Annotated in this window: 20 protein-coding genes; 14 read left to right on the top strand and 6 right to left on the bottom strand. The window is 69.3% G+C overall.

What is annotated here, in order from left to right:
• Complete coding sequence (locus tag AB8P05_RS27810) at positions 1–1,128, top strand: ABC transporter permease (RefSeq protein WP_472761310.1); 1,128 nt, start codon at positions 1–3, stop codon at positions 1,126–1,128.
• Between the two features lie 141 nt (positions 1,129–1,269).
• Here AB8P05_RS27810 and pgmG read toward each other — a convergent pair whose 3' ends face one another.
• From pgmG to galU, 3 genes are all read right to left on the bottom strand, one after another.
• A complete protein-coding gene (pgmG, locus tag AB8P05_RS27805) occupies positions 1,270–2,673 on the bottom strand; it encodes a phosphoglucomutase/phosphomannomutase PgmG (protein ID WP_472761309.1) in 1,404 nt (467 codons plus the stop codon).
• A 38-nt stretch (positions 2,674–2,711) separates the two neighbouring features.
• Positions 2,712–4,043: a UDP-glucose dehydrogenase family protein gene (locus AB8P05_RS27800; protein ID WP_455175626.1), complete on the bottom strand. Its 1,332-nt coding sequence runs from the start codon at positions 4,041–4,043 to the stop codon at positions 2,712–2,714.
• 186 nt (positions 4,044–4,229) lie between these two features.
• The gene (gene galU / locus AB8P05_RS27795) at positions 4,230–5,099 is read right to left on the bottom strand and encodes a UTP--glucose-1-phosphate uridylyltransferase GalU (RefSeq protein ID WP_455175625.1); all 870 of its coding nucleotides are present in this window, start codon (positions 5,097–5,099) and stop codon (positions 4,230–4,232) included.
• 414 nt (positions 5,100–5,513) lie between these two features.
• Here galU and AB8P05_RS27790 point away from each other — a divergent pair, with 414 nt between their 5' ends.
• The 7 genes from AB8P05_RS27790 (at position 5,514) to AB8P05_RS27760 (ending at position 9,905) form a co-directional block, all read left to right on the top strand.
• Positions 5,514–6,206 (top strand): RluA family pseudouridine synthase, encoded by a 693-nt coding sequence (locus AB8P05_RS27790; protein ID WP_472761308.1) that lies wholly within the window; start codon positions 5,514–5,516, stop codon positions 6,204–6,206.
• 91 nt (positions 6,207–6,297) lie between these two features.
• On the top strand, positions 6,298–6,570 hold the full coding sequence (locus AB8P05_RS27785; protein WP_455175623.1) for a GNAT family N-acetyltransferase: 273 nt from the start codon (positions 6,298–6,300) through the stop codon (positions 6,568–6,570).
• A gap of 146 nt (positions 6,571–6,716) precedes the next feature.
• On the top strand, positions 6,717–7,736 hold the full coding sequence (locus AB8P05_RS27780; protein ID WP_472761307.1) for a sodium-dependent bicarbonate transport family permease: 1,020 nt from the start codon (positions 6,717–6,719) through the stop codon (positions 7,734–7,736).
• Between the two features lie 50 nt (positions 7,737–7,786).
• Positions 7,787–8,665, top strand: coding sequence for a LysR substrate-binding domain-containing protein (locus AB8P05_RS27775; protein WP_472761306.1), 879 nt, complete (start codon positions 7,787–7,789; stop codon positions 8,663–8,665).
• Positions 8,666–8,752: 87 nt separating this feature from the next.
• Entirely contained in the window at positions 8,753–9,004 is a 252-nt protein-coding gene (locus AB8P05_RS27770; RefSeq protein ID WP_472761305.1) for an antitoxin, read from the top strand.
• Entirely contained in the window at positions 9,004–9,414 is a 411-nt protein-coding gene (locus AB8P05_RS27765) for a PIN domain-containing protein (RefSeq protein ID WP_472761304.1), read from the top strand. Before AB8P05_RS27770 ends, AB8P05_RS27765 begins: the two co-directional genes overlap by 1 nt.
• Positions 9,411–9,905 (top strand): GNAT family N-acetyltransferase, encoded by a 495-nt coding sequence (locus AB8P05_RS27760; RefSeq protein WP_472761303.1) that lies wholly within the window; start codon positions 9,411–9,413, stop codon positions 9,903–9,905. The genes AB8P05_RS27765 and AB8P05_RS27760 overlap by 4 nt, the downstream gene beginning before the upstream one ends.
• 104 nt (positions 9,906–10,009) lie before the next feature.
• Here the strand turns inward: AB8P05_RS27760 and AB8P05_RS27755 are convergent, their stop codons facing one another.
• Positions 10,010–10,723 (bottom strand): DAPG hydrolase family protein, encoded by a 714-nt coding sequence (locus AB8P05_RS27755; protein WP_472761302.1) that lies wholly within the window; start codon positions 10,721–10,723, stop codon positions 10,010–10,012.
• Between the two features lie 116 nt (positions 10,724–10,839).
• Between AB8P05_RS27755 and AB8P05_RS27750 the strand changes: the two genes are divergently transcribed.
• Positions 10,840–11,472: a TetR/AcrR family transcriptional regulator gene (locus AB8P05_RS27750; RefSeq protein WP_472761301.1), complete on the top strand. Its 633-nt coding sequence runs from the start codon at positions 10,840–10,842 to the stop codon at positions 11,470–11,472.
• Between the two features lie 45 nt (positions 11,473–11,517).
• Here the strand turns inward: AB8P05_RS27750 and AB8P05_RS27745 are convergent, their stop codons facing one another.
• Positions 11,518–12,402 carry a GNAT family N-acetyltransferase gene (locus tag AB8P05_RS27745; protein WP_472761300.1) on the bottom strand — a complete coding sequence of 295 codons (885 nt, stop codon included), beginning with the start codon at positions 12,400–12,402 and terminating at the stop codon, positions 11,518–11,520.
• A 462-nt stretch (positions 12,403–12,864) separates the two neighbouring features.
• Here AB8P05_RS27745 and AB8P05_RS27740 point away from each other — a divergent pair, with 462 nt between their 5' ends.
• Together AB8P05_RS27740 and AB8P05_RS27735 are read left to right on the top strand one after the other, a co-directional pair.
• Positions 12,865–14,142, top strand: coding sequence for an O-antigen ligase family protein (locus AB8P05_RS27740; RefSeq protein WP_472761299.1), 1,278 nt, complete (start codon positions 12,865–12,867; stop codon positions 14,140–14,142).
• A complete protein-coding gene (locus tag AB8P05_RS27735) occupies positions 14,139–15,077 on the top strand; it encodes a glycosyltransferase family 9 protein (protein ID WP_472761298.1) in 939 nt (312 codons plus the stop codon). Before AB8P05_RS27740 ends, AB8P05_RS27735 begins: the two co-directional genes overlap by 4 nt.
• Here the strand turns inward: AB8P05_RS27735 and AB8P05_RS27730 are convergent.
• Positions 15,074–16,699 (bottom strand): hypothetical protein, encoded by a 1,626-nt coding sequence (locus AB8P05_RS27730; protein ID WP_472761297.1) that lies wholly within the window; start codon positions 16,697–16,699, stop codon positions 15,074–15,076. The genes AB8P05_RS27735 and AB8P05_RS27730 overlap by 4 nt on opposite strands.
• A gap of 264 nt (positions 16,700–16,963) precedes the next feature.
• On the opposite strand from AB8P05_RS27730, the gene AB8P05_RS27725 reads away from it, so the two are divergent.
• From AB8P05_RS27725 to ilvD, 3 genes are all read left to right on the top strand, one after another.
• Positions 16,964–17,395, top strand: a complete 432-nt coding sequence (locus AB8P05_RS27725; protein WP_472761296.1) for a DUF2934 domain-containing protein — start codon at positions 16,964–16,966, stop codon at positions 17,393–17,395.
• Positions 17,396–17,474: 79 nt separating this feature from the next.
• Positions 17,475–17,819 (top strand): four-helix bundle copper-binding protein, encoded by a 345-nt coding sequence (locus AB8P05_RS27720; RefSeq protein ID WP_472761295.1) that lies wholly within the window; start codon positions 17,475–17,477, stop codon positions 17,817–17,819.
• Positions 17,820–18,056: 237 nt separating this feature from the next.
• Positions 18,057–19,922 (top strand): dihydroxy-acid dehydratase, encoded by a 1,866-nt coding sequence (ilvD, locus tag AB8P05_RS27715; RefSeq protein ID WP_472761294.1) that lies wholly within the window; start codon positions 18,057–18,059, stop codon positions 19,920–19,922.
• The last annotated feature ends 205 nt before the right edge of the window (positions 19,923–20,127 follow it).

Below are 20,127 nucleotides of genomic sequence, written 5' to 3'. Positions count from 1 at the left end.
ATGATGCGCTTCCTCCGCAACAGCCTGACATTGGCGCGCAAGGAGTGGATCAGCCTGCTGCGCGACGTCTTCATGCTGGGCTTCGTCGTCTATTCCTTCACCGTCTCCGTCTATACCCAGGCCACCGGCATCTCGCACGAGCTGCACAACGCCGCCATCGCCATCGTGGACGAGGACCGCTCGACCCTGTCGCAGCGGCTGGCCTCCAGCTTCCACGCGCCGGAGTTCCAGAGGCCGGTGATGATCGGCCATGCCGAGGTCGATCCGGCGATGGATTCCGCCCGCTACACCTTCGTCCTCGACATCCCGCCGAACTTCCAGGCCGACGTGCTGGCCGGCCGCAGCCCGGCGATCCAGCTGCTGATCGACGCCACCGCGATGATGCAGGCCGGCATCGGCGCCGGGACCATCCAGGGCATCGTCGAGGACGAGGTCGGCCGCTTTGTCCGCCGCGAGGCCGACGGCAGCGCCGCCCCGGTCAGCCTGCAGGTCCGCGTCGCCTACAACGAGGCGCTGGATACGAAGTGGTTCACCGGCACCATGTCGGTGGTCAGCAACATCACCATGCTGGCGGTGCTGCTGGCCGGCGCCGCCCTGATCCGCGAGCGCGAACACGGCACGCTGGAACATCTGCTGGTGATGCCGGTGCGCCCGGCCGAGATCATGGCCGCCAAGGTGCTGGCCAACGGTTCGGTGATTTTGGTGCTGACGCTGGTGGCGCTTTATGCGGTGCTGCGCGGGTTGCTGTCGGTGCCGCTGGCCGGATCGGTGCCGCTGTTCCTGGCGGGGACGGCGCTGTATCTGTTCTTTGCAACCGCACTCGGCATCTTCCTCGGCACGGTGGCGCGCTCGATGCCGCAGCTGGGCCTGCTGTTCATCCTGATCGTGCTGCCGATGAACATGCTGTCCGGCGGCTTCACCCCGCTGGAAAGCGAGCCGGAATGGCTGCAGACGGCGATGCAGCTGTCACCCTCCACCCATTTCGTAGCGTTTGCCCAGGCGATCCTGTTCCGCGGGGCGGGGTTCGACGTGGTGTGGCCCAGGTTCGCGGCGACCGCGGGGATCGGCGCGCTGTTCTTCGCCTGGAGTCTGGCGCGGTTCAGGCGGCATTTGGCGAGTTTTCGGTGAGGGGGGCGTTAGACCCCCACCTAGCCTCCCCGCTGGGCGGGGAGGGACTGCCGCCCCTCTCCCGAACAAGCATCAATCCCCTCCCCCGCCCAGCGGGGGAGGATTAGGGTGGGGGCACCGTCAGCCGACGCCCCCCAAACCTCAGTGCGCCGACCCGCCGCCTTCAAACGACGGCGCCGACAGCCCCGAAGCCACCAGCTGCTCGATCAGCGCGCCCTTCAGCCGCTCCAGCCCTTCCTGGCTGTAGGACTCCGCACGCGCCACCAGCACGTCCTGGGTGTTGGACGCGCGCAGCAGCCACCAGCCGTCGTCGGTCGTCACGCGGACGCCGTCGATGTCGTTGACCTTGGCGCCCGACGCCTTGACGCGGCCCTTGACCTCCTCGACCACGGCGAACTTGCGTTCCTCGTCGATCTGGAAGCGGGTCTCCGGCGTGTTGACCATGTCCGGCAGGCCGTCGCGCAGCTCGGCCAGCGTGGTGTTCAGCTTGCTGACCAGCCCGACCAGACGGACGCCGCAATACAGCGCGTCGTCGAAGCCGTACCACTTGTCGGCGAAGAAGATGTGGCCCGACATCTCGCCGGCCAGCGGCGACCCGGTCTCCGCCATCTTGGCCTTCAGCAGCGAATGGCCGGTCTTCCACATCAGCGGGTTGCCGCCATGCTTGGCGATCTCGTCGAACAGGGCCTGGCTGGCCTTGACGTCGGCGATGATGGTGGCGCCCGGATGGCTCTTCAGCACGTCGGCTGCATAAAGCGCCACCAGCTGGTCGCCCCACACCACGCGGCCCTTGTGGTCGATGGCGCCGATGCGGTCGCCGTCGCCGTCGAAGCCGATGCCGATGTCGCAGCCATGCTCCGCCACCGCCTTCTTCAGGTCGACGAGGTTGGCCTCCACCGTCGGATCCGGATGGTGGTTGGGGAAGTTGCCGTCGATCTCGTCGAACAGCAGGACATGCGTGCCCGGCAGCTTGGCGGTCAGGCGGCGCAGGATCTCGCCCGACGCGCCATTGCCGGCGTCCCAGGCGATCTTCAGGTCGCGCGTGCCGTCATAGTCCTTCAGCAGGCGGGCGACATACTCGTCCTGGACGTCGATCTTCTCCGACGAGCCCTGGCCCTGCTCCCAGTCGGCCTTGGCCGCCATGGTGCCGAGGTCGAGGATCTGCTGGCCATAGACCGGACCCTTGCCCAGCATCATCTTGATGCCGTTGTAGTCCGGCGGGTTGTGCGAGCCGGTGATCATGATGCCGGCCGCCGCGTCGCGGTCGCGGGTGGCGAAATACAGCATCGGCGTGGGGCCGAGCCCGATGCGCAGGACATGCAGGCCGGTGGAAACCAGCCCCTCGACCAGCGCCTCCTCCAGTTCCGGCGAGGACAGACGGCCGTCATAGCCGACGCAGACCGTCTTGCCGCCCTTGCGCACCACCACGGTGCCGAAGGAGCGGCCGACCGCGCGGGCGTCGGCGGGAGTCAGCGTCTTGCCGACGATGCCGCGGATGTCGTACTCGCGCAGCACCGTGGGGTGGAAGGTATGGGCTTCGCTCATCGTCTCGTTAGTCCTCTGTTGGACGCCGTCTCGGGACCTTAACCGCGGTCCGCGCCAGCAGCCGGCGTCGGCCGGCCGATGGAACTGTAGGTGAAGCCGGCCTTCGCCATGTCTTCGGGGTTGTAGATGTTGCGCAGATCGATCATCACCGGCCGCTTCAGCATCGACTTCACCCGACGCAGGTCGAGCGCGCGGAATTCGTTCCACTCCGTGAGAATAGCGACGCAATCGGCCCCTTCCAAGGTGCCGTAGGCGTTCTTGGCCCATTCCACGCCGGGCAGCAGCTTCTCGGCCTCATGCATCGCCGCCGGATCGAAGGCGCGCACATGGGCGCCCGCCGCCTGCAGCGCCGGGATGATGTCCAGCGACGGGCTGTCGCGCATGTCGTCGGTGTTCGGCTTGAAGGCGACGCCCAGCACCGCGACGGTCTTGCCGTCCACCGACCCGCCGCAGGCGGCGATGATGCGCTCGGCCATCTGCTTCTTGCGCTTGTCGTTGATGTCCACCACCGTCTCGATGATGCGCAGCGGGCTGCCGACCTGCTGGGCGGTGCGGACCAGCGCCAGCGTGTCCTTCGGGAAGCAGGACCCGCCGTAGCCCGGGCCGGGGTGCAGGAACTTCTTGCCGATGCGGCCGTCCAGCCCGATGCCGCGCGCCACGTCATGGACGTTGGCGCCGACCTTCTCGCACAGGTCGGCGATCTCGTTGATGAAGGTGATCTTGGCGGCCAGGAAGGTGTTGGCGGCGTATTTGGTCAGCTCCGCCGTCTCCAGCGAGGTCACCACGATCGGCGTCTCGATCAGGTAGAGCGGCCGGTAGAGCCGGCGCATCACCTCGCCCGCGCGGTCCGACGTGGCGCCGATGACGACGCGGTCCGGCCGCATGAAGTCGCCGATGGCCGAGCCTTCGCGCAGGAATTCCGGGTTGGAGGCGACGTCGAACTCGGCGTCGGGCCGCACGCGGCGGATGATCGCCTCCACCTCGCGGCCCGTCCCGACCGGCACGGTCGACTTGGTCACCACCACCGTGTAGTGGTCGAGATGCTGGGCGATCTCTTCGGCGGCGCCATAGACGTAGGACAGGTCGGCATGGCCGTCGCCGCGGCGCGACGGGGTGCCCACCGCGATGAACACGGCGTCGACGCCCTGCATCGCCTCTTTCAGGTCCATGGTGAAGGACAGGCGGCCGGCGGCGACGTTGCGGGCGACGAGGTCGTCCAGGCCGGGCTCGTAGATCGGAATCTCGCCGTTCTTCAGCCGCTCGATCTTGCCCGCGTCCTTGTCGACGCAGGTGACGTGCACGCCGAATTCCGAAAAGCAGGCGCCGGAGACCAGGCCGACATAGCCCGTGCCGATCATCGCTATGCGCATCGCGTCCCCCTCATGTCCTCAAAAGGAATGCTGTCTGTCTCTGGGATGCCCTGAACCGGGGCGTTCCTCATGTCCGGCCTTTCGGGGCGGCCGGCTCTTTTTGAAATCGCGGTCCAAACGCGCGTGCCCGCCGCCGTCCGGGTCAGGGGACGGGGCGGGCGCGGCATCAGGGATGCTGCCCGTCGGTCAGCAATATTTGCGCAGCATCTCGCGCACCTTGTCGGCCATGTCCGGCCGGTTCAGCGCGTGGGCAAGCGTCGCCTCGATGAAGCCGACCTTGTCGCCGCAGTCGTAGCGGGTGCCTTCGAAGCGCAGGCCGTGGAAGGGCTGGCTGCCGATCAGCTTGGCCATGGCGTCGGTCAGCTGGATCTCGTTGCCGGCGCCGCGCTGCTGCTTCTCCAGATGATCGAAGATCTCCGGCTGCAGGATGTAGCGGCCGATGATCGACAGGGTCGACGGCGCTTCGGCCGGCTTGGGCTTCTCGACCAGGCCGCGGACGGTGGCCAGACGGCCGTCGTCCTTCTCGACGTCCAGGATGCCATAGCTGCTGGTGCGTTCGCGCGGCACGTCGACGACGGCGACGATGTTGCCGCCGACCTCCTCGTACGCCTCGACCATCTGCTTCAGGCAGGGGGTCTTGCCCTGGACGAAGTCGTCGGGCAGCACGATGGCGAACGGGTCGTTGCCGATCAGGGCGCGGGCGCACCAGACGGCGTGGCCGAGGCCCAGCGGAACCTGCTGGCGGGTGTAGAAGCAGCGGCCGGGGGCGATCTCGCTGTGGCGGACCTCCTCCAGCGCGTCGATCTTGCCGCGCTCCTCGAGCGTGCGGTTCAGTTCGGTGTCGGCGTCGAAATGGTCTTCGATGGCGCGCTTGGAACGGCCGGTGACGAAAACGAAATCCTCGATGCCGGCGGCGCGCGCCTCTTCGACGGCGTGCTGCAGCAGGGGGCGGTCGACCAGGGGCAGCATCTCTTTCGGGATGGCCTTGGTGGCCGGCAGGAAGCGCGTGCCGAGACCGGCGACCGGGAACACCACCTTGCGCACGGGTTTCCGCATTGGACGTCTCTTGTGGTTGAGGCGAAGTCAAATCCATGGTCCCACGGCAGCGCCCAACCGCAAGCGGAGCCGGCGGAAGCACGACCGTGGTCCCGGGCTTTCTGCCACGCCTTCCGCCACTGCGCAACAAACCTTCCGAGACCGGGCAAAAGGCTAGTCCCGGCGGCCGAAATCAAAAGAAAACCGGCCGAATGTCCTCGTTCAGACCGATCTTTATCCGCAAGGTCCGAAGCCGCCCCGGACCTTTCTCATAGGCAGTAACGCTTGTAAAAGGACGGAAAATCAAAGGCGCGACACCGTGCCGCTGCCTGTTTCGGCACGGGTCCGGACAACCGCTGCGCCGCCCCGCTGTCCGTATGACATGCGGTTCGCGGCGCTTGCGCGAACGGCACGGCGGCGGCCATGGTGCCGGCCATGACACCCGACTCGCTGCGCGCCCGCGTGCTCCATCAGGACGAGCTGTGCTTCGTCATCGACAAGCCGGCCGGTCTGGCCGTCCACAAGGCCGGACGCATCACCGACCATCTGGAACTGTACCTGCCCTTCCTCGGCGAGCCGGACGGGGAGCCGCCGAAGCTCGCCCACCGGCTGGACCGCGACACCGCCGGCTGCCTGATCCTGGGCCGCACCCCCTGGGCGCTGAAGCGCCTCGGCCAGATGTTCGCCGCCGGCCATGTGGAGAAGACCTACTGGGCGGTGGCCGACGGCATCCCGGCGGCGGAGTCCGGCGTCATCGACCTGCCGCTGCTGAAGCGGATCGAGCCGGGTGCGGCGCGCTCCTCCTGGACCATCCTGCCCGACCCGGCCGGCCAGCCGGCGGTCACCGACTACCGCGTCCTGGGCACCGGAAACGGCCGTTCCTGGCTGGAGCTTCGCCCGCGCACCGGCCGCACCCACCAGATCCGCGTCCATTGCGCCGCCATCGGCTGCCCGCTGGTGGGGGAGCCCTTCTACGGCCCCGAACGCCTGCCCCCCGGCAACCTGCATCTGCTGGCCCGCTCCGTCGCCTTCCGCATGGCCTTCGAATATGCCCCCGTCAGCGCCGTCGCCCCGGCCCCGGTCCACATGCGGGATGCGCTGTCCGCCTGCGGCTGGCAGGGCGGGTGACGTTGCGTCCACGAAAAAGGGGGCTGCCGTCCTGTCCGCCGCATCCCACTGTTAAAGGTCGAAAGCCCCCGCAACCGAAGGAGCGTACAGCATGGGACAGGCGGTCACCGACAACCGCGCCATGAGCCGGTTCGAACTGGCGGTCGGCAGCCAGACGGTCTTCGCCGACTACCGCCGCAACGGCCAGACGCTGGTCATCTCCTATGTCGAGGCCCCGCCGTCGCTGCGCGGCACCGGCGCCGCCGGCCGCCTGATGGAAGGCGTGATGGAGGCCGCCCGCGCCGACGGTCTGAAGATCGTCCCGCTGTGCAGCTACGCCGCCATGTGGATGCGCCGCAACCGGCAGGACGATCTGCTGGCGTGAGGCCCTCCGCCTGCCATTGAGAAAATCAATGGACACGCCGAAAACTATCAATTTCCCTTGAGGATCATCCCCCGTTAGCGTCCGGTCCTGGGCTACCGCAGTGCGGCATGGCCCGCGCTGACGATATTGACGAGGGATGATCCATTATGGACGCGCTGCTGTCCGCACCGATTCTGTTCTTCGGCCTTGGCGCCGCCATCGCGCTGACCGGGGCGCGCATTCCATTCCCGGAGGGGTTCGGCAAGGCGCTTGCCGCCTACCTCCTGGTCGCCATCGGCCTGAAGGGCGGCGTGGCGCTGGCCGGCGCCGATGTGGGCGCCGTGCTGCCGCTGCTGCTGACGGCCGCCGTGATCAGCCTGCTGATGCCGATCCTGGGCTTCGGCCTGCTGCGCTCGGTGGTCGGGCTGGATCAGGTCAACTCCGCCGCCATCGCCGCCCATTACGGTTCGGTCAGCCTCGTCACCTTCGTCACCGCCACCAAGCTGCTGGAAAGCCAGGGCGTCACCTTCGGCGGCCACATGGTCGCGGCGCTGGCGATCATGGAAGCCCCGGCCATCGTCAGCGGCCTGCTGCTGGCGGGCGCCGCCGGCATGGTGTCCGGCGTCGCGGCGGGCGGCAATGGCGGCACCATGTCGGTTCCGCTCGGCGGGTCCGGCGGCGAGCCGGCCCGGGGCGGGTCGATCAAGGACGCGATCCGCGAGGCGGCCTTCAACGGCTCCGTCCTGCTGCTGGCCGGTTCGCTGCTGGTCGGCCTCGTGATCGGCAAGCCCGGCCTGCAGAGCCTGCACGGCCTGTTCATCGCCCCCTGGGACGGCGTGCTGTGCCTGTTCCTGCTGGAGATGGGCTATCTCGCCACCTCCCGGCTGCGGGAAGCGGTTTCGCTCAGCCCGCGGCTGATCGCCTTCGGCATCGTCATGCCGCTGATCGGCGCCGGCATCGGTCTTGCCGCCGCCTCCGCCCTGGGGCTGGGCCTCGGCGACGCCGCCCTGCTGGTGACGCTGTGCGCCAGCGCCTCCTACATCGCGGTGCCGGCGGCGCTGCGCCACGCCCTGCCGACGGCGGAGCCGGGGCTGTCGCTTCCGCTGTCGCTGGGCATCACATTTCCTTTCAACATCCTCGTCGGTATTCCACTCTACCTCGCGGTGAGCCGGGCGGTGCTGTCCTGACCGGCCCCGCCGGAACCACGACCATGCAGCCGCCCACCCATAGATCCGCCATGCCCGCTCCCCTGCCGCCGTTCGACCTCGACCTGTTGCGCACCTTCGTGACCATCGTGGACAGCGGCGGCTTCACCCGGGCGTCGGAGCGGCTGGGCCGCACCCAGTCCACCATCAGCCTGCAGATCAAGCGGCTGGAGGACGGGCTGGGCAAGCGGCTGTTCCTGCGCGAGGGGCGCGGCCTGGACCTGACCCCCGACGGCGAGGTGCTGCTGACCTACGCCCGCCGCCTGCTGGACATGGCGGGCGAGGCCTGCGCCCTGCTGATGGAGCCGGAGGTGGGCGGCGTGGTGCGCCTGGGCACGCCGGAGGATTTCGCCACCGCCCATCTGCCCGACGTGCTGTGGCGCTTCTCCCGCGCCCATCCCCAGGTGGCGCTGGAGGTGCAGTGCGACTTCACCGTCAACCTGCTCGACCGCTTCTCCCGCGGCGAATACGACCTCGTGCTGTGCAAGCGGGAACCGCAGGGTCCGGCCGGCGGCGTCAAGGTCTGGCGCGAGCCGCTGTTCTGGGTGGCGTCGGACCGCCTGATCCTCGACGCGGGCGCCCCGGTCCCGCTGGTGCTGGCCCCGCCGCCGGACATCCACCGCAAGCGCGCCATCGACGCGCTGGACGCCCGCGGCCGCCCCTGGCGCATGGCCTACACCAGCCCCAGCCTCGCCGGCATCAAGGCGGCGGTGACGGCCGGGCTGGGCGTGACCATCCTGCCGAAGGACATGCTGGCCCCCGGCTTCCACATCGTGAACGCCGAACACGATCTGCCCGACCTGCCGGACATCGAAACCGCCCTCTACCGCCAGCCCGGCCCCCTGCCCAAGGCGGTGGACCTGCTGGCCGAACACATCATCCGCTCGCTGGAGAAGACGGCGGCGGGGTGAGGCGATCCCCCTCTGCGCCATGCGGCCGATTGACCGGCAGGCGACTCTCGGCATATACATCATGTATATGCATCGGGAGGCCCGACCATGCCACAGCCCGCGACGCCGCAGCGCCGGCAAGTCCGCCTGTTCCGCAACAACCGCAGCCAGGCCGTCCGCATTCCCGCCGAATTCGAGCTTCCCGGCGAGTCCGTCTTCATCAGCCGCGACGGCGACCGGCTGATCATCGAACCGATCCGCAGGAAGGGGCTTCTGGCGCTGCTCGAGAGCTGGGAGCCGCTGGAGGAGGAATTCCCCGACATCGACGATGAGCCGGTCGCGCCGAAGGACATCTTCTGATGCGCTACCTGCTCGACACCAACGCCATGAGCGACCTGATCCGGAATCCGGCCGGCCCGGTGGCCGGTCATGTGCGGCGTGTCGGCGAGGATGCGGTCTGCACCAGCATCGTTGTGGCCGCGGAACTGCGGTACGGCGCCGCGAAGAAGGCGTCGGCCAAGCTGTCGCAGCGGGTCGAGGCGTTGCTGGCCGACGTCGCCGTGCTTCCGCTCGAACCGCCGGCCGATACCGAGTACGGCATCATCCGGGCGGAGTTGGAGTCGGCCGGCCATCCCATCGGCGGCAACGATTTGCTGATCGCCGCCCATGCCCGCACGCTCGGCGCCACCCTGGTGACGGCGAACACGCGCGAGTTTCAGCGGGTCCGGGGGCTGGCCGTGGAGAACTGGCTGGAGAACCGGCTGGAATGACGGTGGTGAGACGGCTCCTGCCGGACGATGCGGAGGAATACCGCTCGCTCCGCCTCGAAGCCCTGCAACGGCATCCGGAGGCGTTCGGTTCCAGCCATGCCGAGGAAAGCCTCCGTCCCCTGTCCAGCTTCGCCGACAGGATCGCGGACGGTTACATCGCCGGCGGCTTTGTCGACGGGCGGCTCGACGCCACCGCCGGGCTGCTGATTCCCACCCAGGCCAAGTTGCGGCACAAGGGCATGCTCTGGGGCGTCTATGTCCGCGCAAACCGGCGGGGCAGCGGTCTGGCCGATGCGGTCATGACCGCCCTGCTCGCCCATGCCGCGGAGCATGTGGAGCAAATCCACCTCTCCGTCGCGGCGACCAACGGGCGGGCCATCGGCTTTTACAAACGCCTGGGCTTCGAAGCGTTCGGTACGGAACCGCGGGCGCTGAAAGTGGATGGGGTCTATATCGACGAACTCCTGATGGTGAAGGTCATGGCCCGCTAGAGCGTTTTTCTCCGCGGGGACCGCAGGAAACGCAGGCCGGCGCCGCCTTGCGGACCGGGCGGAGCATGAGGCCCACCACCGGAAGGAAGCGGGCCCCGAGGCCCTCACCACAGGAGCGGCACGTCCTCGCGGTTCGCCCTGTCGCCCCAGTAAAGCGAGGGCAGCACCTTGGAGAGGTAACTGAACTCGGTATAGCAGTGCTGGAGCAGTCCGAAGCCGATGGCGTCGGGAAGCTCATGCCCGGTCGCGCTCGTGTTCTGGCCGAGAATGAAGCGGCTTCTCAGCACCGCGCCATAGCTGGTGTCGCGCGCCACATGCACCATCTGCCCGTCCGTCGGGTCGCCGTTCGCGTCCAGCACCACATCCTCGCCGAACCCGATACGGGCGTAGACCGCGGCCGAAACCTGCCCGTCCGCCATGGCCTTGCGGTAGGCATCCGGGGCAAAGATCTCCGCCGGATCATGGAATTTGATGACCGCGGAAACCGGCGGAACATCGCCCAGCGCCTCCACCGCACGGATGGTCGCGCCGACGTAGCTCTCTCCCTTCCGCCAGTGCTGGTCCCAGCCGCGGTGCTCGACATGGTCGAGCGGATGCCACCAGTTCAGATGCTGGGTGGTGTCGAACTGCTTGAACCACCAGTCGAGCATCCGTCCCTTGCAGCCGTGAAGGTCGGTCCGCACGGCCACGACGAGCGCGCCGCTCTCCAGGCGGCTGATGCCGGTTTCGAGGCGGATCGGTGCCGGCTGCAGCAGGTCGTCGATGTACGCGATGCCCGCTCGGGCGGGATCGGTGGGAAGTTTCGCATTCTCGATCATGACGTTGATCTCCTGGTTGGGGATCTCCTGTTTGGGGATCCCCTATTTAGGAAACGTTGATCGTTTCCTAAATAGGGCGTATGTCAGGAAGCGAGATTTGTCAAACGGAGTTTTCCGTGTCGGAAGCCACCCACCAACCGCAGAAGCCCCGAGGCCGTCCGCCGCTGTCGGAAGACCTGCTGCGTGGAAAAGTGGCCGAGGCCGCAACCCAGGTGATCCTGACCCACGGCTATCCGGCCATGACGATGGAGGCGGTGGCGCAGCGGGCGGGGGTCGCCAAGAAAACCGTGTATCGGTTCGCTGCGAACCGCGAAGACCTGATAGGGCTGATCGTCGGCAACTGGACCGACGCCCTGCCGCCCGCCTTCGAAGCCGACGCTGCGGAGCGCGGTGAAGCGATCCGCATCCTTGAGACTATTCTGGTGCTGATCGCGGAGCGGGTTCTGACGGCGGAGGCCGTCGGTCTCTTCCGGCTCCTTGTCAACGACCTGCCGGCGCGCGAAGACGTTCTGGCGATCTATGGCCGCAACGGCATCGAACGGTCGCGCGGCATGCTGGCCGACTGGCTCTCGCGCCACCGGTCACGCGGCGTCCTTACTCTGGAGGATCCGGTCATGGCGGCCGATCTCATCCTGTCCATGGTCGTGGCCGAACCGTTGCGGCAGGTCGCCATCGGCATCACGGAGCCGCAGCCGGCCTGGGACATCCGCCCCCGCGTGCGCGCGGCCCTCGATCTGCTCAAGCTGTAGCGGTTGCCGGCCGGGCCGAACGACGGCGCCGGCCGCCGCGTCCCCTCACCCCAGCTCGAAGCTGGTGATCCCGAACACCCGCCCCAGATCCGTCAGCGGCGCCGGCCCCAGATACATCCGCGCCGTCTCGAACTGCGGCGACAGCCCCAATTCCTCCGCCATCCGCACGCCCGCCCCGTTCGGTTCCGGCACGTCGAGGAACACCGGCCCGGCGCCGGCCGCACGGCCCAGCGCCAGCACCAGATCCCGCGCCACCCCGGCATCGGCGGCGTAGAGCGGACCGATCTTGAAACCGCTGTGACAGGGACGGATCACCCCGAAGCCCGTCACCTCGCCACCGCTCACCGCCGCCAGCGCCGTTGCGCCGGGAAGAGCGATCCAGTTGGCGAGGAAGCCGGGGCGCGGGGCCGGGAACAGCTCCGCATCCAGTGCCGTCAGCCGGTCGAAGGGCACCGTCCGCGCGTCCACCAGGGTGGTTCCGCCCGCTCCATCGTCCGGCCCGGCTTCGCCGTCCGGCAGGGTGCCGCCGAAGCGGATGTTGCGGTGGGACAGGGCGAAGCCGGATTTGCGGTAATTCTCCTGCTGGGCGACCACGCCGTCGAGGCCGACGGTGCAGCCCTCCAGATGGCGCAGCCCCGCCTGCCACAGCCGCCAGCCATAGCCCCGCCCGCGCGCCTCCGGCCGCACGATGTAGAAGCCGAGGAAGCCGAAGCGTCCCGGATACCGCACGACCGACAGCGAGGCCACCGGCCGCCCGTCGAGCAGCCCGACCAGGAAGCCCGCCGGATCGACGGCATGGAAGGCGCCGGCATCCTGCAGACCGGGATTCCAGCCCTCCGCCCGCGCCCAATCGACGGCCAGATCGAGTTCGGCCCGGCTCATCACGCGGACGCAGTAGTTGTCCGCTGCCTCTTCTCCGGTTCCCAGCATCTTTGCCACTCCTCCGAACGGGTTCCCGCGGACTGGAGCGTATCCGTCAACCCGCAGCACGGAAAGGTCCCGCCGCGCTTCGCCCTCTCCCGTCTCGCGAGAGGGTGGAACGCGCATTTTTCACCCATCCTTTTCCCGCCGGCCGGCACCCATGATAGGATTGGCGTCCTGCAAGCTGGTGGAAAGGCGCCGCCATGCACCCCCTTCACACGGCTCCGCCACGGGATGAAACAATGGAACACCCCCCGAAATCCTGTTTCACGGCGTTTCAAACGTTCAGTCCGGCACCGCCTTGGCACCACTCCGCCGGCCAGTGAAACAGTGGAACACCACCCTCACCCCTGTTTCATGGTGTTTCAAACGTTCAACCCCACGCCCTTCCATGGCGGACCGCGCGCCGTTGCTTTCGCGGCGGGAGTGCGGTTAAGTCCCCGCCGGTTTCCGCTGATCCCCGCCGAGTCCATGCCGTCCGAGTCCATGCGCGCCAACTCCCCGGACCTCGCCACGTCCCGCCCCGCCCCGATCCCAGCCACGGGCGGGATCGATGTCGTGCTGCGGGTGCTGGCCGGGGCCGCCGCCCTGCTGCTGGGACCCTTGGCCGCCGTCGCCCCGCGCGGGCTGCCGGTGTGGGCGATCCTCGTGCTGCTGCTGTCGCTGGCCGGTCTGGCGCGGCAGGGTGCATTCAAGCGCATCCTGCGGCTGACTCCTGCGGTCGCCGCGGTCGCCGCCTTCCTGGCGCTGACGCTGGCCTCCGCCCTGTGGAGCCCGTCCGACCGCGCGGCGGCGACGGTGGGGGAGATCGGCTACATCGCGCTCGGCGCGCTGGCCGGCGGCGCCTGGATAGCCGGGCTGCCGGCGGCGGAGGTGCGGCGGCTGGCCGGGCTGTTCCTGGCCGGCGGGCTGGCCGGCGGGCTGCTGTTCGCGGCGGAGGCGGCGCTGGACTTTCCGCTGAACCGCTGGTGGAACGGCGTCCCCGACGACCAGCTGCCCAACCTGCTGAACGGCAATGTGCCGAAGCGGACGGCGGCGCTGCTCTGCCTGCTGGTCTGGCCGGCCGCCCTGGCGATGGACCGCTTCGGCCGCCGGGCGCTGGCCCTGCTGGTTCCGGTGGGCTACGCGCTGGCTTGCCTGCCGCTGACCAGCCGCTCGGCCATGCTGGGCATTGCTGCCGGGCTGGCGACGCTGGCCGCCGCCCGCGCATCCGCCCGCTGGACCCGCCGGCTGTTCGCCGCCGCGGTGACCGCCGCCTTCCTGCTGGTGCTGCCCGCCGCCCTGCTGTTCTCCGGCCCGCTCGACCTCGACCATTCCCCGCTGCTGTTCCGCTCGGCCCAGCACCGGGTGGAGATCTGGGGCCATGCGGCGGAGCGGGCGCTGCGCACGCCGGTCTTCGGCCAGGGCATCGACGCCTCGCGCTCCCTGCCGCCGGAAGGAGAGGTGTCGGAGTTCTCGCCCATCGGCGACAGCCTGCTGCCGCTGCACCCGCACAATGCCTTCCTCCAGGTCTGGCTGGAGACGGGGGCGGTGGGGGCGGCGCTGGCGCTGGCCGTGCTGCTGATGCTGCTGGCCGCCACCGCGCGGCTCAACAACCGCGCCCAGCCCTTCGCGCTGGCGCTGTTCGCCGCGGCGCTGGCGATGGGCAGCACCGCCTACGGCATCTGGCAGCCCTGGTGGATGTCGGGGTTCCTTGCCGCCGCGCTGATGCTGCGGCTGGCAGCCCGTATCGGGGAAAAGACACGATGAGCACGCGTCCGCTCCGCATCCTGGTCATCAAGCTGGGCGCCTTCGGCGACTTCTTCCTGGCCCAGACCGCCTTCGCCGCCATCCGCCGCCACCATGCCGGCGACCGGGTGACGCTGCTGACCCTCCCCTCCCTCGCCCCGCTCGCCCGGATGAGCGGCCTGTTCGACGAGGTGCTGGAGGACCCGCGCGACCGCTCGCTGTCGGCCTATCTGGCGATCCGCAAGACGCTGCGCGCCCACCGCTTCGACCGGGTCTACGACCTCCAGGCGCAGACGCGCACCGACCTGTACCACCGGCTGCTGTTCCCCGGTCCCTGGCCGGAATGGTCGGGCACCGCCAGCGGCGCCTCCCACCCCGACCGCTACGAGGGGCGGCGCAAGGTGCCGGTGCGCGAGCGCTATGTCCGCCAGCTCGCCCCCTTCGGCATCGTGCCGGACGAGACGCCGGACCTGTCCTGGCTCGACGCCGACATCTCCAAGTTCGGTCTGCCGGAGCGGTTCGCCCTGCTGGTCCCCGGCTCCTCCCCCGGACGGCCGGACAAGCGCTGGCCGGTCCGCCGCTATGCCGAGGTGGCGGCGGCGCTGACGGAGCGCGGCATCGTGCCGGCGGTGATCGGCACCGGGATCGAGCGCGACCTCGCCCGCTCCATCGCGGACTATTGCCCGCAGGCGGTCGACCTGACCGACCGCACCGGCGTGCCGGAACTGGGCGGGCTGGCCCGCCGGGCCTGGGGGGCGGTCGGCAACGACACCGGCCCGACCCACCTGATCGCCGCGGTCGGCTGTCCCACCGTGGTCGTCTTCTCCGACGCCTCCAACCCGATCCACAGCACCGGCCCGCGCGTGCTGATCCACCACCGCCCCGACTTCGCCGACATCGACAGCGCCGGCGTGATCGAGGCTTTGGATCGGGCGCGGGAAATGGGAGGCGCCTAACGGCAGAAGGGGAAGGGCGCCACCTTGGGCATGTAGATCGGGATCCACTCGCAATGGGTCACCGGGTTGGGCAGGCGGCGGGTCTCGATGATCGGCCAGGCATGGGCCGCGACCACCACCAGCGCCACGCCCCCCAGGATCCAGCGCCGCGGCTTCGTCCTCTCCAGCAGCCCCGGCATCCGCGCCAGCACCCAGGCCGCCGACAGGATCGCCAGCGGGTCGGTGTAGGCGGCATAGGCGCGCTGGAAGCCGCGCAGCGAGAACAGCGCCTCCAGCCCCCAGGCCACCAGCAGCAGGAACAGCGCCTGCACCGCGGCCAGCCTCTGCCCGCGCCGCCACAGCACCACCGCCCCGGCGATGGCGAACCACTCCACGATGATGGTCTGCGGGATGTTGTCGGGGTGCAGGACGATGGTGCGGATCGCCAGCGTGCGGCCGATGCCGGCCAGCAGCAGCGCCAGCGTCCCCTCCCCCACCACGCTCCCCTGACCGTTCAGCGCGGCGCCATGCCGCCAGGAGGAGAAGACGAACATGTGCTCGACGAAGTTCGCCACGGCGATGGCGTTCTGCTCGTTCCAGCGGATGTCGAGCGCCAGCAGCCCGACCGCCAGCCCCAGCAGCACCGCCGCCGCCCCGGCCACCGCGCGGGCTACCGGCACCCGGTGGACCACCGCATGGACCAGGATGCCGACCAGCACCCAACCGGCGACGATGCTCTGATATCCGCCGCCCGACAGCCCGCCACCAACGGGCGTGTAGGGATAGATCGCCCGCCCCCAGCCGGCCAGCCCGGCCTGGATCAGCCCGAAGGCCGGCACTGCCGCCGCGGCCGCCAGCAGCCCGACCAGCGCCGCCAGACCCCAGGATTTGCCCGGCGCGCCGTCAGGCTCCGCCCGCCGCCCGAACAGGATCGCCGCCACCGGCAGCCCCATCGCCAGGAACACCGCCTGCACCTTGGTCACCATGGCCAGCCCGACCAGCAGCCCGCCGAGCGCCAGCTGCAGCAGGGACGCGCCGCCACACCGCCCGCCCTCCGCCGGCCGCACCGCGCGCAGGACCAGCAGCAGCCCCAGCACGACGAAGCCGGCCGACAGCAGGTCGGTGCGCATCTGCCGCCCCTGCGCCGTCAGACCGACGCCGAAGGCCAGCAGGATGCCGGCCAGCAGCGCCACCCGCCGGTCCCCCACCAGCCCGCGCAGCAGGGTGGTGTAGCTGACGGCGAAGGCGGCGGTCAGCAGGATCGACAGCGCCCGCCCGGCCTGGATCAGCGACTGCCAAACGGCTTGCGTCGCCGCCACGTCGCTGCCCGGCGGCAGGGCCGACAGGGTGGCGACCGGCAGGAATCCAAGCGCATGCAGCAGCCGGTACCAGAGGTCGATCACCAGGAAATAGCCGTAGCCGGGATGGTCGAAATACTCCTGCGGCAGGCCGTCGCCGAACAGCAGCCCATGATAGGCCAGCACCAGATCCTGGTCCGAGTGCACCCAGTAGGGCAGCCGAAACCCCACCAGCAGGATCGACAGCGCCATCGCCGCGGCCAGCCCGGCGCACAGCAGCCACCAGGGCGCCGCCGCGACACGGTCGAGCAGGGACGGACGGGCGGCGGAGGGTGCAGGCGTCATGGTTCGCGCGCTCACGGTTCAGGTCGGCGGGCGCCTTGTGGCATGGAATCCGCCGGTTGGGAACCGTCTCCCGTTCGCCTTGAAACCATCTCCTGTTCCCTTCGGGAACCACTCCGATTCCACGGTGTTGCCCTCATGGAACGGCGGAGTCGGGAGTCTCCGCCTCTTTGGTGGTGCCTCGCACGAGTGGCTTTGCAACGTTGACGGGTCGCTGCCACAAAATACGGTATGGCAGACCCGCCGCGCAGACAAATGGGGGACTCGATGGCCGATACCGACGATATCCAGGAGCGTATCCGACGCCGTGCCCATGAGCTGTGGGAAAGCGAGGGCCACCCGCACGGCCGCGACTCCGACCATTGGGCCCAGGCCGAAGCGGAAATCCGCGGTGCCGGCGCGCTGGAGCCGACCGGCAAGGTCGCCGGGTCGCGCAAGAAGACCGCCACCTCCAAGTCCCCGGGCAAGAGCACCCGCGCCGCCGCCGAATCCCTGTCGGAGGTCGCGAAGGCCCCGGCGGACGCCAAGTCCGTCCCCGCCGCGCCGCCCAAGGCGAAGACCTCCGCCAAGGCTCCTGCGAAGTCGAAGGCCGCCCCGTCGGAGGAGGCCGCCCCCAAGGCTTCGCCCGCCAAGGCTCCTCCGACCAAGCCCCCGCGTGCCGCGAAGAAGGACAACGGCAAGACCGCATCGCCCGGCTGAGCTTAACCCCGTTACGGAACCCTGCGGAGCCGGGGGCGGTTGACAGGTCTATCCTGCAACCTTCTCCGGAGGACTTGTCATGTCCGCCATGCCGTCGATGGACGACTGCATCCGCAACTGCACCGACTGCCATGCGATCTGCCTGGAAACCGTGGCGCACTGCCTGGGCAAGGGCGGTGCGCATGCGCAGGCCGGGCATATCCGCCTGCTGCTGGACTGCGCCGACATCTGCCGCACCAGCGCCGACTTCATGATCCGCGGCTCGCGCTTCCATCACCTCACCTGCGGCGCCTGTGCCGAGATCTGCGCCGCCTGCGCCGAAGACTGCGACCGCATGGCCGACGACCCGATGATGAAGCGCTGCGCCGACATGTGCCGCCGCTGCGCCGAAAGCTGCCGGGCGATGTCGCACATGGCGGCGTAACGGAGCCGGTCGGTCCGGGCGCCCCCGACCCAAGCAATCCTCCACGCCCTCCGTCGCCCCGGTCTCCAAGATGTGTCCTCACGGCGTGCATGGCAGGGCAACGCCGCTGTCGCGCCTCTGGCGTCTACTACAGGATCGCGCCTCTGGCGCGGGCGACAGGAGATTGCTAAGGTGCCCACCCGTTTCGTTCCATTCCTTTCGCCAACTCGCCCAAATCGACCAGCTGAGGACCGATCCATGCCGCACTACCGTTCCCGCACCTCCACCCACGGCCGCAACATGGCGGGCGCGCGCGGCCTGTGGCGGGCGACCGGCATGAAGGACGGCGATTTCGGCAAGCCGATCATCGCCGTCGCCAACTCCTTCACCCAGTTCGTCCCCGGCCACGTCCACCTGAAGGATCTGGGTCAGCTGGTGGCGCGCGAGATCGAGAAGGCCGGCGGCGTGGCGAAGGAGTTCAACACGATCGCGGTGGACGACGGCATCGCTATGGGCCATGGCGGCATGCTCTACAGCCTGCCCTCGCGCGAGCTGATCGCCGACGCGGTGGAATACATGGCGAACGCCCACTGCGCCGACGCGCTGGTCTGCATCTCCAACTGCGACAAGATCACCCCCGGCATGCTGATGGCCGCCATGCGGCTGAACATCCCGGCGGTCTTCGTCTCCGGCGGCCCGATGGAGGCCGGCAAGGTCAAGTGGCGCGGCAAGGTCAAGTCGGTCGACCTGATCGACGCCATGGTCGCCGCCGCCGACCCAACCGTCTCCGACGAGGAGGCGGCGGAGATGGAGCGCGGGGCCTGCCCGACCTGCGGCTCATGCTCCGGCATGTTCACCGCCAACTCGATGAACTGCCTGACCGAGGCGCTGGGCCTGTCGCTGCCCGGCAACGGCACCATCCTGGCGACCCATGCCGACCGCAAGGAGCTGTTCCTCGCCGCCGGCCGCCTCGCCGTCGACCTCTGCCGCCGCTGGTACCAGGAGGAGGACGCCACCGCCCTGCCGCGCAGCATCGCCAGCAAGGCGGCGTTCGAGAACGCGATGACGCTGGACATCGCCATGGGCGGCTCGACCAACACCGTGCTGCACATCCTGGCCGCGGCGCAGGAAGGCGGCATCGACTTCACCATGGCCGACATCGACCGGCTGTCGCGCCGCGTCCCCAACGTCTGCAAGGTCGCCCCGGCGGTGTCCGACGTCCATATCGAGGACGTGCACCGTGCCGGCGGCATCTTCGGCATCCTGGGCGAACTGGACCGCGCCGGCCTGCTGAACCGCGAGGCGCCGACCGTCCACGCCCCGACGCTGGGCGAGGCGCTGGACCGCTGGGACGTGATGCGCACCCAGGACCAGGCCGTCCACACCCTGTACCGCGCCGCCCCCGGCGGCATCCCGACCGTCGTGCCCTTCAGCCAGGAGCGCCGCTGGCCGGACCTGGACCTCGACCGCGAGAAGGGCGTCATCCGCAAGGCCGAGACCGCCTTCAGCCAGGACGGCGGGCTGGCCGTGCTGTACGGCAACATCGCGGAGAACGGCTGCATCGTGAAGACGGCGGGCGTCGACGCCTCCAACCTCGTCTTCGCCGGCCCGGCCCGCGTCTTCGAAAGCCAGGACGACGCGGTCGCCGGCATCCTGGGCGACGTGGTGAAGGCGGGCGAGGTGGTGGTCATCCGCTACGAGGGTCCGCGCGGCGGCCCCGGCATGCAGGAAATGCTGTACCCGACCAGCTACCTGAAGTCGAAGGGGCTGGGCAAGGCCTGCGCGCTGGTCACCGACGGCCGCTTCTCCGGCGGCACCTCGGGCCTGTCGATCGGCCACGTCTCGCCGGAGGCGGCGCAGGGCGGCGCCATCGGCCTCGTGCAGGACGGCGACCGCATCGAGATCGACATCCCCAACCGCATCATCCGCCTCGCCGTCGACGACCAGGAGATGCAGCGCCGCCGCGACGCGATGAACGCCAAGGGCGTCGATGCCTGGAAGCCGGCCAGCCGCGACCGCGTGGTCTCCCCGGCGCTCCGCGCCTATGCCGCCCTGACCACCAGCGCCGACCGCGGCGCCGTGCGCGACGTGACCCAGGTGGAGAACATCGCCGTCCGCCGGTGAGCGGAGGACCGTCCGCCGCCGTCATCCATCCGAGTCAGGTACAACGGACATTCACCACAAGTAACAATCAAGGCGCCGCGCAAGTCGCGGCGCTTTTTTGCGCAAGATCGCATACAGGGATATGCGACCTTTCCGCCCACGCGAAAATCTTGGGGCAATGCATCGCTCGGATGTTCGCAAAATTCGAAATGCATGCTCTAATATG

Source organism: Azospirillum sp. VT-I1, from assembly GCF_055698305.1.
The sequence above is the reverse complement of the archived record's forward strand: the minus strand, read 5'-3'. Positions and strand labels throughout refer to the sequence as shown.